At 41.9% G+C, this 16,929-nt stretch carries 10 protein-coding genes; 5 read left to right on the top strand and 5 right to left on the bottom strand.

Annotated elements, in window-relative coordinates:
* Positions 1-3: 3 nt before the first annotated feature.
* Both OCI93_RS02715 and OCI93_RS02720 read right to left on the bottom strand, forming a co-directional pair.
* Positions 4-1,059, bottom strand: a complete 1,056-nt coding sequence (locus OCI93_RS02715; RefSeq protein ID WP_261625726.1) for a sugar phosphate isomerase/epimerase family protein — start codon at positions 1,057-1,059, stop codon at positions 4-6.
* 7 nt (positions 1,060-1,066) lie between these two features.
* Positions 1,067-2,227: a Gfo/Idh/MocA family protein gene (locus OCI93_RS02720; protein ID WP_261593254.1), complete on the bottom strand. Its 1,161-nt coding sequence runs from the start codon at positions 2,225-2,227 to the stop codon at positions 1,067-1,069.
* A 156-nt stretch (positions 2,228-2,383) separates the two neighbouring features.
* Between OCI93_RS02720 and OCI93_RS02725 the strand changes: the two genes are divergently transcribed.
* Complete coding sequence (locus OCI93_RS02725) at positions 2,384-3,124, top strand: AraC family transcriptional regulator (protein WP_261625727.1); 741 nt, start codon at positions 2,384-2,386, stop codon at positions 3,122-3,124.
* On the opposite strand, the gene OCI93_RS02730 is transcribed toward OCI93_RS02725, so the two are convergent.
* Complete coding sequence (locus tag OCI93_RS02730; RefSeq protein WP_261593257.1) at positions 3,098-3,970, bottom strand: glucosamine kinase nucleotide-binding domain-containing protein; 873 nt, start codon at positions 3,968-3,970, stop codon at positions 3,098-3,100. The genes OCI93_RS02725 and OCI93_RS02730 overlap by 27 nt on opposite strands.
* A gap of 19 nt (positions 3,971-3,989) precedes the next feature.
* Positions 3,990-4,724, bottom strand: a complete 735-nt coding sequence (locus tag OCI93_RS02735) for a copper homeostasis protein CutC (RefSeq protein ID WP_261625728.1) — start codon at positions 4,722-4,724, stop codon at positions 3,990-3,992.
* A 392-nt stretch (positions 4,725-5,116) separates the two neighbouring features.
* Between OCI93_RS02735 and OCI93_RS02740 the strand changes: the two genes are divergently transcribed.
* Together OCI93_RS02740 and OCI93_RS02745 are read left to right on the top strand one after the other, a co-directional pair.
* Positions 5,117-8,101, top strand: a complete 2,985-nt coding sequence (locus tag OCI93_RS02740) for a TonB-dependent receptor (protein WP_261593259.1) — start codon at positions 5,117-5,119, stop codon at positions 8,099-8,101.
* Positions 8,102-8,191: 90 nt separating this feature from the next.
* Entirely contained in the window at positions 8,192-11,044 is a 2,853-nt protein-coding gene (locus OCI93_RS02745; RefSeq protein WP_261625729.1) for a discoidin domain-containing protein, read from the top strand.
* A gap of 95 nt (positions 11,045-11,139) precedes the next feature.
* On the opposite strand, the gene OCI93_RS02750 is transcribed toward OCI93_RS02745, so the two are convergent.
* Complete coding sequence (locus OCI93_RS02750) at positions 11,140-12,294, bottom strand: chorismate mutase (protein WP_261625730.1); 1,155 nt, start codon at positions 12,292-12,294, stop codon at positions 11,140-11,142.
* 609 nt (positions 12,295-12,903) lie between these two features.
* Here OCI93_RS02750 and OCI93_RS02755 point away from each other — a divergent pair.
* Both OCI93_RS02755 and truA read left to right on the top strand, forming a co-directional pair.
* Positions 12,904-15,888 (top strand): EAL domain-containing protein, encoded by a 2,985-nt coding sequence (locus tag OCI93_RS02755; RefSeq protein WP_261625731.1) that lies wholly within the window; start codon positions 12,904-12,906, stop codon positions 15,886-15,888.
* A 117-nt stretch (positions 15,889-16,005) separates the two neighbouring features.
* Entirely contained in the window at positions 16,006-16,791 is a 786-nt protein-coding gene (gene truA / locus OCI93_RS02760; protein WP_261593263.1) for a tRNA pseudouridine(38-40) synthase TruA, read from the top strand.
* Positions 16,792-16,929: the final 138 nt, after the last annotated feature.

A 16,929-nucleotide genomic window follows, 5' to 3' on the forward strand; every position in this document is an offset into this window, starting at 1 on the left:
TGTTTATTTTATGCCTAAAATTTGCTTGTTAAGGGCTGAGTCGGTCACACTGGCGGCAAAATCATCAAAGGCTTTATCTGTGGGTTTGATTAAGTGCTGATTAATAAAATCAACGCCTTCCAGTGCGCCTATTTCGGGGTGTTTAATGCAACACTCCCACTCCAGTACAGCCCAGCCATCAAAGCCATATTGTGTTAATTTACTGAATATTTGCTTAAAGTCGACTTGACCGTCGCCTAATGAGCGAAATCGTCCAGGGCGTTCTTGCCATGGCTGATATCCACCATACACACCACTGCGCCCATTTGGTGTAAATTCAGCATCTTTGACATGAAATGCTTTGATGCGATCGTGATAGATATCAATAAAGGCCAAGTAATCTAACTGTTGCAGTACAAAATGACTCGGATCGTAGAGAATATTGGCACGAGGGTGATGGTCAGTTGCATCTAAAAAACGCTCAAAAGTGACTCCATCGTGCAAATCTTCACCTGGGTGAAGCTCATAACATACATCCACACCCACTTCATCAAAGCGATTTAAAATAGGCAACCAACGCTTTGCAAGCTCTTCAAATCCTTGTTCAACAAGCCCTTGTGGACGTTGTGGCCATGGGTAAAAAGTATGCCATAGCAGTGCCCCTGAAAAGGTTGCATGACTGGTTAGTCCTAATTTTTCACTGGCGCTGGCTGCTAACATTAGCTGCTCAGTGGCCCATTGTGTTCTGGCTTGTGGTGAACCATGTAGCGCATTGGGCGCAAAACCATCAAACATTTGGTCGTAGGCTGGGTGTACTGCAACTAATTGGCCTTGTAAATGGGTCGATAATTCTGAAATAGTAAGCCCATATTCAGTGGCAATACCCGTTATTTCATCGCAATAATCTTGGCTTTGGGCGGCTGTGTCTAAGTCAAACAATCTAGATTCCCAAGTGGGTATTTGAATACCTTTGTAACCTAGGCTACTTGCCCACTGGCAAATTGCGTTAAAGTTGTTAAATGGCGGCTCATCGCTGACAAACTGCGCCAGAAAAATAGCGGGACCTTTGATTTGCTTCATTATTATTTTATCCAATTGTAAAAGGGTGCCACTTAGTGTCTTGTGCACTAGCTACTACCGCGTTTTCTATAAATGCCATACCCCGCACTGCTTCTTTAATACCGGGTACATCAAAATCTTGGTTTTGCACTGCATTATTTTGGCAGTGTGCTTGAATCATCTCGGCGAAATTGAGATAGATATTAGCGAAGGCTTCTAAGTACCCCTCAGGGTGACCTGCAGGTGTACGCGTGGCTTTACTGGCTGCTGGACATAAGTTGCCAACACCTGTGCGAATAAGTTGTGCAGGGGCATTTTGCTCTCGTAGCCATAAGTTATTAGGCTCCATTTGTGCCCATTCAATGCTGGCCTTTTCGCCATAGATCCTGAGTTTTAAATTGTTCTCTTCACCGACAGCAATTTGGCTGGCCATTAACACGCCTTTTGCACCATTGTTAAAACGCAATAAGACTGTGCCATCATCATCGAGTGTTCGGCCCGCCACGACCGTATTTAAATCAGCGCACAGCGCGTTAACTTCAAGTCCGCTTACATATTCAGCAAGGTTGGCAGCATGTACACCAATATCACCCATGCAGCAGCTTATACCTGATTTTTTGGCATCTAAACGCCAGCTGGCTTGTTTGCTGGTTTCGTCATTAGTATTGGCAAGCCAACCTTGGCTATATTCAACGACTATTTTTTTCACTGTGCCCAGCGCACCTGTGGCAATACGGTGGCGGGCTTCCTTTACCATAGGGTAACCCGTATAAGTTTGAGTTAAGCCATATAAACAATGAGTGTCGCTGAGTTGGTTTTGAAGCATTAAGGCTTGTGCTAAAGTCAGCGTTGCGGGTTTATCACTTAAAACGTGAAAGCCATATTTAATTGCTGCACTGGCGATAGGAAAGTGAAGATGATTGGGGGTGACAATAGCTACAAACTGCATACGCTGCGATTGTGGTAGTTGAGCCTCTTCACGAAATAGTGTTTCATAATCATGGTAACAACGACTAGGGTCTAACCCTAACTGCTGGCCAGTCGATAAGCATTTTTTTGGGTAGCGACTAAAAACCCCAGCAACGAGCTCAATTTGCCCATCTAATCGTGCGGCAATGCGGTGTATTGCGCCAATAAATGCGCCTTCGCCACCGCCTACCATTGCCATACGGATTTTGTTGTTATCCATTATTAAGCTCCGAGAGTGATTAAAATCAAATAATCTGATGTTATTGATAATAGGTAACTCAGGTGCATAAGTGATAATATAATATCGGTTGACAATGCAACAAAATCGGCGTTTATAATAAACTTTGCATCTAGTATAAAAGGTCAAAAAAGTCATATGCACGAGCAAACAATATTAAATAAAGCGGGAGTAAATCAGCTTATTGCAGCGTTTGACTTGATCCCTGACATTCTCTTTTGGGTCAAAGACACAGACAGTAAAATTGTTTATGCGAATCAGCATTTCGTAGAGCATCAAGGCTATAAAACCCTTGAGCAAATTTTACTTAAAACCGACTTTGACTTCTCACCCCAGCATTTGGCTTTTCAATATGTTAATGATGACAAAAGAGTAATGGACGGGTTTATGGTGACCGATAGGTTTGAATTAAATCAAACCAGCAGTGGTGACTTGGCTTGGTTTTCTACCTCAAAAAAAGTATTGTTGGATACACAAAATAAAATTATCGGTACTTACGGCGTCACTCGCCACCTGACTAAAACTTCTCAAGCTTTATCTCATGTACGTGCGATTGAAGCGCCGGTTGAATATATCCGTGCGCACTATCATCGTCATATTAGTATTGAGGAACTGGCGCAATTGGCGCATTTGTCAGTAAGTGCCCTAGAACGCCGTTTTAAAAAGCATCTGGCCAAAACGCCCAATCAGTTTATTAACGAAATAAGGTTAGAAAACGCGCGTAAGTTACTGGTTGAAACCCGTCTTCCTGTTTCGCAGGTGGCTTATCAGTGTGGCTTTTCTGAGCCGAGCTATTTTAGTAAACAGTTTCGACGCTTATTTGGTGAAATACCGTCACAATTACGTAAAGAGTTACGTAAAGAATTGACGTCGAGCTAATTGCGCCGCAGCGGCTTCTGGTGTCATAGCAGGTGTCACTAAACTACTTTGATAGTTGCGGTGTATCCATGATCTAATCGGTACAGCCACGCCACCGATTAGCGCGACTTTATCTACCCCTAAGTCTTGTAATTGTTTTATATAGCGCTCAACAAAATGTGCGGCGCTGCTGAGAATATGCTTAGCGTATGGGTCGTTAGGATAAGTAAATACTAACCTAGCAAATTGTGCAAAGTAGCAAGGTGGCGCATGCAGGGTTAACGCCACTAATTGCTCGGTATGTTGGCATTTTACTTGGTTGAGAAAGGCTTCAATTAGTGTACTGGTAGGAGATAATTTATCGAGCACTTCAATGGCTGTTTTGACTAAATTTAGCCCAATCCAGCCGCCGCTTGCGCCATCACTGAGCAACAAACCATAGCCGCCAAACTCGTTGCATTGACCATTTTTAAGTAACCCCGCACAAAAACCAGTACCAAGAATTATTACACCCCCATCTTGGCCTTGATGTGCGCCTGCACAAGCAATATGTATATCAGTTGTAAAAGTAAAATCAGCAAACGGGTGTTGCCACTGGGCCATGGTGGCTATTGCATTGTGTATGTTAGCCCCGGCAAAGCCGGCATATACGTGAAGGTTTGCCAGCGCATTGGTTGGTAATTGTGCATTTGTCAGCGCTGTCATTGTGGCGTTCAAAATTGATGATTGCGCCTGAGTTGTTGACGTCGCTATGTTGGCAGGGCCGCTTGTTGCTTCTGCTAGTTGTTGTCCATTGCCATTTTCAAGGCGCACTTTACATTTTGTGCCACCGCCATCAATACCTAAAAATAAGGTGTTTTCAGTCATTATTCTTCCTGCTTTGTGGTTAGTTTTTTGCAAGTATGGTCTGAACTTTAGTTGGGCATACTTCGCCATTCGTGTTGTGAACACCTGAGTGAGTATGCAGCGACATTGCACCAAACTCACTTAAATGCCAAAGTGCCTCAGCGCTTTGAGTACACACACCACCACCAATAACGACCTCTATTTGGCCATTGAGTTGTGTCAATAAACGTGCAAGTTGGGCTTGGTTTTGGTATGCACTTTGACCACTTTGCCAACAACTGCCTGCACTTAGAACACGCGTAACGTCGAGCGCTATTAAGGTATCTGTTGCGCGTTGCCAGTGTTTTAGAGCATCAAAAGCACGGTGAAATGTGACTGTAAGCCCTAAAGACTTGGCAGTTAAAATTAATTGCTTAGATGCATGTTCAGCAATATTGCCGTACTTATCCACAAAACCAAGTGCAATGCCAGTTGCCCCGTCTGCTGCGATGCGTTGTAAGTCTAGCTGAAGCTGATAAAGCATGGAACCGTCAATAAAAAAATGACTATCGCTACGTAGCATCACAATACACTCACCAAAGGACGGGAGTTGCCGAGCTACACATTGGATTGCTGCACTAGATGGACAAAGTCCACCCAGATGTAATGCACTGCATAACTCAATTCTTGTTGCGCCAGATGCAAAAGTAGTGTGTGTATTACGTTTGAGTAAATTAAGGTCATCACTGCTTAAGCAGATTTCCAGTTTTTTACCTAAATTCATTGCTGGGTTCATAGCATATTCTCACATTTGAATAACTTAAGTGTTTTAATTTAAATGATTTAAATAATTAATTTTTTCAATTAAGTTTTTAAATTCAAATGATTAAGGTGTTTTAATGTGCTTTTATTAAAAATTAAAGCCAAGTTTTAAAGTGATATAGACTATAAAGGAAATAAAAATAAATTGGACCTTTTTTAAGCTGAACGCCGATTTTGTTTTAGTGTAAACCGAAATTCTATTATCACTTTTTGTGGTGCACTCCTATTCTGAACGAGTATTGGATACCAATTAAACAAAACAATTAACCCTTAAAAGGAAATAAAAACGGGTTGCAACACAGTGATGCGTCATAGCGTGTTAATCGAACTATGACTTTATAAATTATAAAAATACTGGAGATAGGAATGGCCAATAATAATAACAGATGCCATGACAGGGGACCGTCACAGCAATTTCGCAAGTCAGCGTTAATGCTCGCGATGCTTTGTGGTACTCAGTGGGCTATGGCTCAAGAAAATAGCGCTGGGAGCGAACAGGAAATAGAAACCATTGAAGTACGTGGGATCCGGGCCTCAATGGCGGAAAATTTGGCGATTAAGCGGCTTTCTAATGCTATTGTAGATGCTATCACTGCTGAAGACATCGGTAAGTTTCCCGATAAAAATGTGGCGGACTCCTTACAGCGAGTGCCAGGTGTAGTGATATCTCGTAGCGGTGGTGAAGGGGAAAATGTCAGTATCCGTGGTCTTTCTTCTGATCTCACGTTTACTCAGCTTAATGGTAATTTCATTGCCTCTTCTGCTGGTTCTCCTTCTCGTTCATTTAGTTATTCGTTGTTACCTGCAACCATGGTGCAGTCGGTGGAAGTGTTTAAATCATCCGAGGCAAGGTTAGATGAAGGGGGCGTTGGCGGTACGGTGATTTTACATAGTCGCAAGCCTCTGGATATGGAAGCTAACTCCGGGGCGCTTAATATTGAATATACCTATGCGGATGTGACTGAAGAATATGAACCTAACTTTAGTGGCGTGTATTCATGGAAAAATGAACATGAAAACTTAGGACTATTAGTCGGTTACAGCAAGCAAGATAGAACTAACCGCGCATTGGGTGGTGACATGTCTGGTGGAGGTGGTTGGCGTTGGGCTACTAGCTCACAATTACCAGCAACCGACACGAATGGTACAGAAATTGTTGATAGCACACGTCGATTTTCAGCATTAGAAGATGCGTATGGCAATGTATATGACGGCGTGTGGGCACCTCAAGTCGCAGGAGTGGGTATAACGAAAGAGAAACGTGAGCGAGAGGGGTTACAGGTTACTATTCAATGGCGGCCAATGAATGATTTATCCCTGACTATGAATCATTTTCACTTTGAATTGGGACAAAACCGTACCACATCGCAGATGTGGATCCCTGAATGGAAGTATCACCCTAATTATTTAACCGATGTGACGGTTGATGATACGCAAACCATCGTAACAGGGATGGACTTTACCTCAGGTGCTGGGGGTGTCGAGGGTAATTTAGAATTCCCTTGGTTGATTGGTAGCTACACGGTTGAAAAAGATACTTCAGATACGTATGACCTTGCCATTGAATATGTGGGTGATGTGTATGAGTTAACAGGTAAGTTTGGCCATACTCAAGCCCACGGGGGCCCATCAGAGTCTTGGAGTGCAGCTTATAAAAGTGGCCAGCCAGCCAGTCGAAGTGCTTCTGGGTTAGTAGAAAATGCAGCGTCATTCGCAGGGTGGCGATTAGGCGATAGAGTCTCGCTTTATGCAGACCCGGCATTACTATCTAACCTGCAAGCTGGTGTCGCGGGCGATCCAGATCCCGGTTCAACGGGCTCAAGTTTTGTTGTCAGCGATTTAGAAGAAGATTATGCACAGTTGGATTTAGACTACCATGTTGACTTCGGTATTATTGATACCTTGCGAGTAGGTGGTAAGTATCGCAAAGCAAATTTACATAGAGAAACCAACAATACTTTTTTTATTACCCAAGCAGGTGCTCAGCAGATAGCAAGTGGTGAGTTAGACCCATTTAGCCAAGGGGCAATTGATAACGTGTCTTATCAGTGGATTGGCGCAATGCCAGCACTAGAGCAGGTACTTAACTCACACTCTGAGCAGAATATTCCCGGTGGTTTTGAAGTCAATACGATGCCTACAATCAATTGGGATAAATACCGTCAAATTGTCACCAACGACTATGTTAAGCATACCCGCAAAGAGCCTGACTTTGTTTTTGATATTGAGGAGAAAATTACTGCAGCTTATGTGCAAGCCGATTTCTCGTTCAGCGACTTTAGAGGTAATTTGGGGGTGCGCTATGTACAAACCCAAACGCAAATTATGTCATCCGACAAAATCAACTATTTCCTTGATGACATTAATGATGCCACAGAAGAAGATATTTTAGGTAATGAGCGATTGGTTGATGTTGAAACGATGACTGAGCGCACTGTTACCGACACGCAATTATTGCCAAGCCTAAACCTTGTGTGGGATGCCAGTGACAATTTAGTGATGCGTGGCGCACTGGCGAGAACGATGTCGAGACCGCCATTTAATGACATGGGCGCACCTGAACAGTTAACGTTTATCTCTCAAGAGTGGGCTGATGACCGCTTGGAGTTTAGGGGGAACCCGGTAGAGCCAGGTTGGCAGGGCTCAGGTGGCAACAAAGCACTTAAACCATTTGAGTCGACGCAGATGGATTTGTCTGCTGAGTATTACTATGGCAATGGTTCAGCATTGGGAATAGCGGTGTTCAATAAAAAAGTAGACAACTTTATTGTGCCACTGATCATTACCTCAACAAGGCCTTTTGAAGGTTTCACTAACCCGTTTACAGGGGTTGAAATAGTTCCTTCAGGCAACATCACCGTAGCGCCTTTTACAACCAATGCCAATGGTACTAATGCCACTTCTCGTGGCATTGAACTCTTTGCCCAGCATGCCTTTGATAATGGCTTTGGGATAAATGTGAACTATACCCTGAACGATACCAATCAAGCAGATATTAATGTAGACGGTGAAAAAGTTGGGGAGTCAGCATTAGTGGGCAGTGCCGACAACCAATTTAACTTTTCTGGATATTATGAAAATGAACATTTTAGCGTTCGGGCATCTTATAACCGTCGTGGTGAAACTGCGCTAGGTCTTGCCGACGGTCTTAATGTGTATCAAGAGCCTTACCAACAAGTTGATGTGAATGTGTCTTATAACGTGATGAAAAATCTAATTTTAAGCGCATCGATAATTAATCTAACTAAAGAAGAACCTAGAACATTTTATGGTGATGATTCAAAAGCGAGATTACGCAGCAGTAGTTACACTGGGCAGCGTTATTATGCTGGGCTCACCTATCGGTTTTAATCTAAATAACGTGATTATTTGCACAATATTGAAATAGCAAAGATAGCAAATTCTGAGCGCCGTTTTTTGCGCTCAGGAAAAGGGAAAAATATGAAAACGTTAAACAAAATTAAATGCGCAGTATTGATGATTGCACTTATCGGCTTGCTAAGTGCTTGTGGGGGAGGCAGTGATGATCCCAAAGCTGAAAACGTGCCAGTTACGCCTGTTATGACCACTGCCGAAATCTCCGGCTCGCTAGTAAAAGGAACGCTGAGCAATGCAAATATTGCAGTAACAGCATTAAATGGCAGCACAATGACGGTGGAAGAGGGAAACAGTTCAGATCAATCCGGTGAGTTGTTTATAGCGCTTACCAGTAAGGCAGGCTTTGGCATTGACTCAGTTATCAAAGTCACTGCTACTACAGCACAAGGCTCGCAAATGGTGTGTGATGCAAGACAATGTGGTAGCGCCGCAATGGGTGACATGGTTAGTGGCGAGTATATTGCAGGTGTAACACTGTCGACTTTAAGTCATATCGCAGTGCCTTATGGTGCAAGCGCAGATGGCAGTGCAGATGCAACGGTACAACTTAATGTGCTGACTACATTGGCAACTATGCTGATAGAACAACAAGCAGCTGCAGGGAGGAATGTGTCAACTCCGGAATTAATGGCACTTGCACAAGCAGATATGTCGGCATTACTACTGCGAGCAATGGGCTGGCAAGCTGGAAATATTAATGTTTTTACTATGCCAGTAGTGAGTGCTGATGCAATCGCTCATTTTGAGCAAGGTGAAGTATGTACCAGTTCAGAATCTGGTGAACAAAGCTGCGCGATGACTTATATTGAAGAAGATTTACAAAAGCTGTCATTACTTAATTCTGCCTTTGCACACTTTGATACACAAGGGTCATTAAAGGTTATATTGAGCAAAGCGGTGAGTAATCTTAATGATGCTTTAGCACAAGATGAAGCTGCATTGGAGTCATTTCGGCAGCCTATCTATAGTGCAATTGAACTCCACCCATTAACTACGGAGCTTGGCTTGAGTGCCCAAGGCATTATTGACATGTCTTTAGCGTTATTTGACCAGCCGGTATCGAGTGGGCCAATGCGCGAAGTATCCACTGCTGAGATAATCTCACAGGCTACCATCACAGCAAGTAACGCCATAAGTGATGGTGAAAATGCAGCTAAAGCGTTTGATGGCGACTCACAAACCAAGTGGCTAGATCATAATGACTGGCAAGGTCCACCAACAGAGGAAGCTCCGGCTTGGGTGCAGGTAGACTTTGCCAGCGCTCAAGCGATTAATGGTGTGTACATCACCAGTGCCAATGATGCGCCAGCGCGAGATCCTGAAAATTTTACCTTGCTGGCATCAAATGGTACCGGGGATACGTGGGTTAAACTGGGGGAAGTCGTGGGCGCAGCTTTTGAGCAACGCTTTGAGCGACAAGGCTTTATGTTTGCCAATACACAAAAATATACTCGCTATCGCCTTGCAATTACTAAAAACCAAAGTAATGATGGCTTAATGCAAATAGCTGAAATTCAATTTGTTGGTCCAGTGTATGCCAGTGTAGACCATACTGACGTGAATAATACTTTAGTGACAGCCAGCAATAGTATTGGGGAGGCAGAGGATCAAGATAAAGCCGTTGATAATGACCCTACAACTAAGTGGCTAGATCATAATGATTGGCAGGGGCCGCCAACGGAGCAAGCACCGTCTTGGCTACAAGTTGATTTTAATGATGCAGTGGCAGTTAATCAGCTGGCACTGACCAGCGCCAATGATGCACCGGAACGCGATCCTGAAAACTTTGCGCTGTTTGGCTCAAATGATGAAGGAACAACTTGGCAGCAATTGGGGAGCTGGGTTGGGGAGTCTTTTGATGGTCGTGCTGAGCGTCGAATTTTTGGTGTGGCTAATCAACTACCCTATCGCAGTTATCGATTAAGTATCAGTAAAAATAAAAACAATGATGGCTTAATGCAAATTGCTGAAATGGAACTGATAGGCCCTGAAGTGTCAAGCTTTGATCATGCAAAAACATCAGGTGCAACTTATTTGGCCCGATATAGTATTAGCGACAGTGAAGGGGCTGCACAAGCTTTTGATGGTGACGTGAATAGCAAATGGTTAGATCATAATGATTGGCAAGGCCCTCCCACAGAAGAAAACCCTGCTTGGGTGCAAGTAAACCTACCAGCACCGCAGGCGGTTAATACTTTATATATCACCAGTGCGAACGATGCGCCAGCGCGTGACCCCCAGAACTTTCAGTTGTTAGCATCAAACGATGGCGATAACTGGCAATTGTTAGGTACTTGGATGGGGGAGTCATTTGAGCAGCGCTTCGAGCGCCGATCATTTGCTGTAAACAATGGTTTAGCCTATTTGCACTATCGATTGTCCATCAGTAAAAATGCTAATAATGATGGTTTGTTGCAAATAGCACAGATAGAGCTGGTTGGTCCACAGTATGCATTACAAGACTTGTCTGAATTACTCGGTACTACCTTTAGTGCTCGTGCCAGTATTGGTGATGCAGAAAACCAACAAAAAGCCTTTGATAACGATGTAACCACTAAATGGCTTGATCATAATGAGTGGCAAGGCCCACCAACCACCGATGCGCCATCATGGATTCAAGTTGATTTTAACAGCGCACAAGTTGTTAGTGGTTTAGCGATCACCAGCGCCAATGATGCACCTGCACGCGACCCTGAGAACTTTCAATTATTGGGGTCAAATGATGGCGGTCAAACGTGGGAAGTCGTTGAAAGTTGGATTGGAGAAAGTTGGGATGAACGACAACAAAGGCAGCTATTTACTTTTTCAAATGCGTTCGCCTATTCTAATTACCGATTAAGTATCAGCAAGAATGCTAACAATGATGGGCTAATGCAAATTGCTGAAATAGAATTACTGGGACTCAAACAAGAATAGTGTCATATATGGTATAAAACTCTCATTGAACTTAACCAAAAAAGCCAGCGTTTGAGAAGACACTGGCTTGTTCAATGAAGGATGTAATTTAAGGTTTAAAATACATCAACTGCTTGCATAGATTCGCTTTGATAACAGCCTAGAATACGCACATATTGGGTATGGTCTTTTAATTCCTCAAGCGCATTTTGCACATTAGGCATAGCGATATTTGCGATAAGGTCGACGTAGAACACCTCTTCCCAAGGGTTGCCAGGCACTGGGCGTGATTCTAGTTTCACCATATTGATACTATGCTGTTTAAATACCATTAATGCATCAGCTAAAGAACCGACTTGTTGTTTAGTCGCCATAATTAAACTGGTCTTTGTAGGTATTTGGTTAGATACCTGCATTGCTTTTCGTGCAACAACGATGAATCGGCTATGGTTTTCAGTTTGATTTGCAAGTGCTGTTTTTATAACTTCTAAACCTACATCTTTTCCAGCTTGTGCAGAGCCAATTGCAGCGCTATTTGGTGTGTTTAGTGCGCTTTGTAATGCACTTGAGGTTGAATCACAGGTTTCATGGAGCACATCTCCAAGACCTTGGACAAATTTGCTACATTGGGCAAAGGGCTGTGGATGAGCAAAAATTTTCTGAATCTCTTTTAATTGTGTATCTGGGTTGGCTAATAAGCAATGTTCAACGGTGTGCGTTACTTCTCCAATAATTGATACTTGTGCATGTTGGAGTAGGTCAAACACTTCATTGATACTTCCAGAGCTGGTATTTTCAATGGGTAATAAACCATAATCAGCTTGGCCTTTTTCTACTTGTTCGGTAATTTGTTCAAAGTTTTGGCAGCCCATTTCAACCAGCTTTCCAGGCCTGCGACTAAAATACTTATGGCATGCTAATTGACTGTATGAGCCTGGGCCGCCAAGGTATGCAACACGGTGTGTGTCACTTACGGTATCAGGGTTAAGGTTTTTTTGAAGCAGTGCTTGTTGATTTAAAACAGAATCTTCTAAAATAGTTTGAAAAACATTGTTGATATAAAAAGCGTCTAAACCTAATGATTTCCCATAGCTAATGAGCTTTTCTAGTAGGATTTGCTCTCGATGCTCGTCTCGAACAGGCTTTTGGTTAGCGATTTTATATTCTAATACGCTAAAGCTTATCCGACGTCGCTTTGCTAGCAATATTAACAACTCAGAATCAATCTCGTTGATATCGCTTCTTAGGGCGTTCAGTGTATTTTCAGTCATAGGTCCTCATTCCCATTGGCAAAAAAAAACCTCCCGGTTGGGAGGCTTATTTATTTGGTGTTACGCGCAAACAGATAAGCCTCATCAATAAAAGAAGCTAAAAAAGAAAAATAGGTAAGTGCGAGTAACAATTAAATTCATAGTCTTAGTGTTAAATTATAATACTGCACACATTATTAGCATACTTTAAATTAGTTCCACAAGCTTTAGTTTGCCAAATAACAGATTATAAGGGGCTGTTGATCTTTGCTGTGTGTTTTTGCAGCAGTCATTCGGGTATTATGGCAAGATAGAGCCTGCGTCGCATAGTTATTCTATGTAAGTCAGGTGATAACGCAGAAAAAATGCCCGAATGGCGCTGCCCAAAGGCTTCAACCAAAGGCTTCAACTACTTTGTCATTCGCAACTGACATAAATTATTATGCTGCATTGCTCATTTCGCGTAATGAAAGTCTTTGATTTGAACAAAATTCATACCTCAAAGATCAACAACCCCTACTTTAATTTAACAAAGAGAGTCGTTTACAGTCTTGGCGTAACTCTAAAGTATCTGTTATATTTGCTCGACTAAGTTAGCATAAAAATAATAACCAATATAAGGGTTTAGCCGTGGCCAATCGCCGACCCCCTTCGCGTTTAGGTATACACTCGCTCAGTGTTAAACTATCTGTACTTATTTCAGCAGTATGTGTGATCGCGGGCATTTTTGCAGCTGCATTAATGCTAAAATCAGAAGAAAGGCAGCTTGTTCAAGAAGAGTATGAGCAGCTTAAACATGTTAGTCGCCAAGTAGTTAAACGTTTTAATCAGTATTTAGATCATAAATCTAACCTCGCTGAGCAAGCGAATACGACTGTTGCAAAAGAGTTACTGTATCAAACAAATAATATATCTAACGTGCTACCTGTTGATATTAGTTTTAAACAAGGTGTATTCCAAAGTACCGCTAGCAATGGCCTATCTGCTGCACAGCTTAAAGGTGTTGAACTGACCACTGAGCAGCAACACCTTTTTTCTCAATCAGAATCGTTATGGAACGTGTTAGCCCCCGTGCTTTTGCAGGATTTTTTTAATTTTTACGTTAGCATGAGTACTGATTTTGTACGTGTATCGCCGCCTAATGCCTTGATAAACAATGACGATAAACAGTTAGAATTTAATTCTCACTTTTTGCCCATGCTTCGAGAGGAGTTAAACCCTACTAGGGAAGGGCTTTGGTCAGACGTGCATTTCGATAAAGTGTGGAATAAGTGGGTGATTAGTATTTTAGTGCCACTCTATTATAAAGATGAGTATGTTGGTTTTACAGGTTCAGATATTGAACTTAAACATATGTTATCTCAACTTTTCTTATCAGATGATCATCAGAATTTCGCGATTGTTAATACACAAGGAAAGGTAATAGCTGCACCTAGCATGAGTAAAACGAGTGTACAAAATCATGATACGAATATGCCTTTAGCACTTTTTCCTGAACTGGATAAAGTATTCCAGCCTGTTGTTGAAGCCAAGTTGTTTGAATATCAGGGTGAGTTTCAGCGTGAAGGACAAGCGCATATTATTAACATTGTTAAACTCAAACAGTTAGGTTGGTATTTAGGTGTTTATAAAAAACGGGATTCAAGTTTAACCACTATTGAAGCGTTGAAAATAAAGTTTTTTGGATTATTTATTTTATATGCCGCGTTTGTTGCATTGTTACTCCATCAGGTCTTATATCAACTTGTTTTAAGTCGCATTAATGCACTTGTTGGAGCTGTTAGTGGTTTTGGAAAAGGCTTGTGGGAAACACCTAACTTACCAACGAGTAATGATGAAATAGGGCTACTTAACGATGCGGTAAATAAAATGAGTAGTGAAATTAAAGTACTCGTTAGTGGTTTAAACCAGCGAATTGCAGAAAAAGAAAAAGCAGAAAAACAAGCAAATCGACTATCTAAAGCGGTGTCTTTTTCTGGCACTGCAGTGGCAATTACCAATGGTAAGTTTGAAATAGATTATGTAAACCCAAAAATGGTCGAAATGACAGGGTTTACTCCAGAGCACTTTATTGGTCAGTCGCTGCTCAATATTATCTCATCCGATATGGCTATTTTGGTTGATGATATTGACATAGACCTAAGAAGTCGAAATTACTGGAGGGGTGATACAATACTTGCAGGTTCTGGCGTTGCCCCAATTTGGGTGAGCTTGAGTATTTCTCCTATTCGTGAAGTAGATGGCACTATTTCAAGCTATGTTGCTTCAGCTCAAGATATTTCTTTTGTCAAAGAAAGCCAACGGAAAATGGAAGAGTTAGCGTACTTTGATGCATTAACGGGTTTAGCGAATAGAGCGTACTTTAGAATGCAACTGCGAAAGTCGATGGCTTTAGCGGGGCGAGGTCATTACGCCTTTGCGCTGTTTTATTTCGATTTAGATGAATTTAAACGGATCAACGATACTTTAGGCCATGATGCCGGGGATAGGTTGCTGGTTGAAGTGGCTGAGAGGCTTAAAAACCGATTGCGAGCAGAAGATACCATCGCTCGCCTTGGTGGGGATGAATTTGCGGTGTTACTCAGTGGGATTGATAATCGTGATAACGCGATGGATGTCGCACATACAATTCAGCGTACAATTAATAAGCCAATTAAACTTGGTAATAATGAGGTGATTGTGAGTGCCAGTATTGGGATTACTATGGCACCTTTTGATAGCCAAGAAGAAGAACAATTGCTAAAGCATGCAGATTTAGCAATGTATGAAGCAAAAGCGAAAGGGCGTAATACTTTCCATTTTTATTCTCAGGAATTAGATGCCGCTGCGAACGAGCGGTTATATATTGAGAATGAGTTACGTATTGCGATTAAAGAACGGCAATTTAGACTACACTATCAGCCCCAAGTTAATAGTAAAACTTTGGAGGTAATAGGTTATGAAGCTTTAATCCGTTGGTATCATCCTGAGCAAGGCTTTATTCCACCAGATAAATTTATTCATATTGCAGAGGCCACGGGTTTAATTGTTGAGTTGGGTGCGTGGGTACTTGAAGAAGCGTGTGGTTTTTCAACTCAGTTACAAGCAATGGGTAAAGCAGGTAATATGTCGATTAACCTCTCTGCTCGTCAGTTTAAAGATGAACGTTTAATAAGCACTTTATCGGAAGTGTTTAAACGTACTAACATGCCACCGCATTTGCTGCATCTTGAGTTAACAGAAAGTATGTTAATGGGTAATGTAGAAGCTGCAATTGCACAACTCCATGAGATTAAAAAATTGGGTGTGGCTTTATCGATTGATGACTTTGGTACAGGCTATTCTTCCTTGAGCTACTTGAAGCGCTTTCCTGTGGACATGTTAAAAGTCGATCGTTCTTTTGTTAAAGATATTCCTGAGGACCAAAATGATATGGAGATCACGGCTGCAATAATTGCTATGGCACAGAAGCTGCAATTGCAAGTTGTTGCTGAAGGTGTTGAAACAAAAGAGCAAGTTGAATTTTTACAAAAAAATAACTGTTTTATTGTACAAGGCTACTTTTATAGCCCTCCAATTGCAGGTTCTGAGGTTGCCGCATTTTGTGAACGGCTAAAGCTAAAACAGCTTAGTTAAGTCTTTATTTATGATATTAAGTTGTGATTAGCTGGTGTGTTGGTGTCTCTGTGCTTTTATTCGCAACTGCAATCGCATAAAATGCACCGCTATTGTGAAAAGAGGTAAAGAGTGACTATGCGTGTTGCATTAGGTATTGAGTATAATGGTGCAAATTATAGTGGTTGGCAACGACAATCACATGTGAATAGTATTCAACAAGAGTTAGAAACGGCGTTGTCACGGATATGCAATCATCGTGTGGATATTGTGTGTGCAGGACGCACCGATGCAGGTGTACACGCGACAGGCCAAGTTGTACATTTTGATACTCATGCTCAGCGAGATATGAGTGCTTTTACCCTTGGGCTTAATTCGCAATTACCAGATGACATTGCTATTCGCTATGCGGTGCAAGTTGATGATGAATTTCATGCACGCTTTAGCGCCACGGCAAGACGCTATCGTTACGTAATTTATAATCACCCATATCGACCAGGAATTTTACGCAGTGGCGTGACGCACTATCACCATCAGTTGGACGAAAAACTGATGCAAGCCGCTTGTCCGGCCATGTTAGGTGAGCAAGATTTTACTTCTTTTAGAGCGGTTCACTGCCAGTCTAATACACCTTTTCGCAACATTCACCACTTAGATGTTCAAAGAGTTGGCAAGTATGTGGTGATAGATATCAAAGCTAATGCGTTTTTGCACCATATGGTAAGAAATATTACTGGGTGTTTAATTGATATTGGTATTGGTAAAGAATCACCTGATTGGATGGCGCATTTATTGACCATCAAAGACCGTACTCAGGCCAGTGCTACGGCTAAACCAAATGGCTTATATTTGGTTGATGTGGATTATCCTGATAAGTGGCAAATTCCTTCAACGCCACTAGGACCATTGTTTTTACCGGAATAATCATTCAAATTAGTTGCTAAAGAGCTAGAATATATTGGACTACTAAGACCAGTTTTTTATATCTCTGGCAACTAATTCATGTTTTAATTAATAAAATTTGTCTGTACAGACACAGACATTGCGACACAGAATTAGCAA

Source organism: Pseudoalteromonas holothuriae, from assembly GCF_945859825.1.
Lineage (GTDB): Bacteria > Pseudomonadota > Gammaproteobacteria > Enterobacterales > Alteromonadaceae > Pseudoalteromonas > Pseudoalteromonas holothuriae.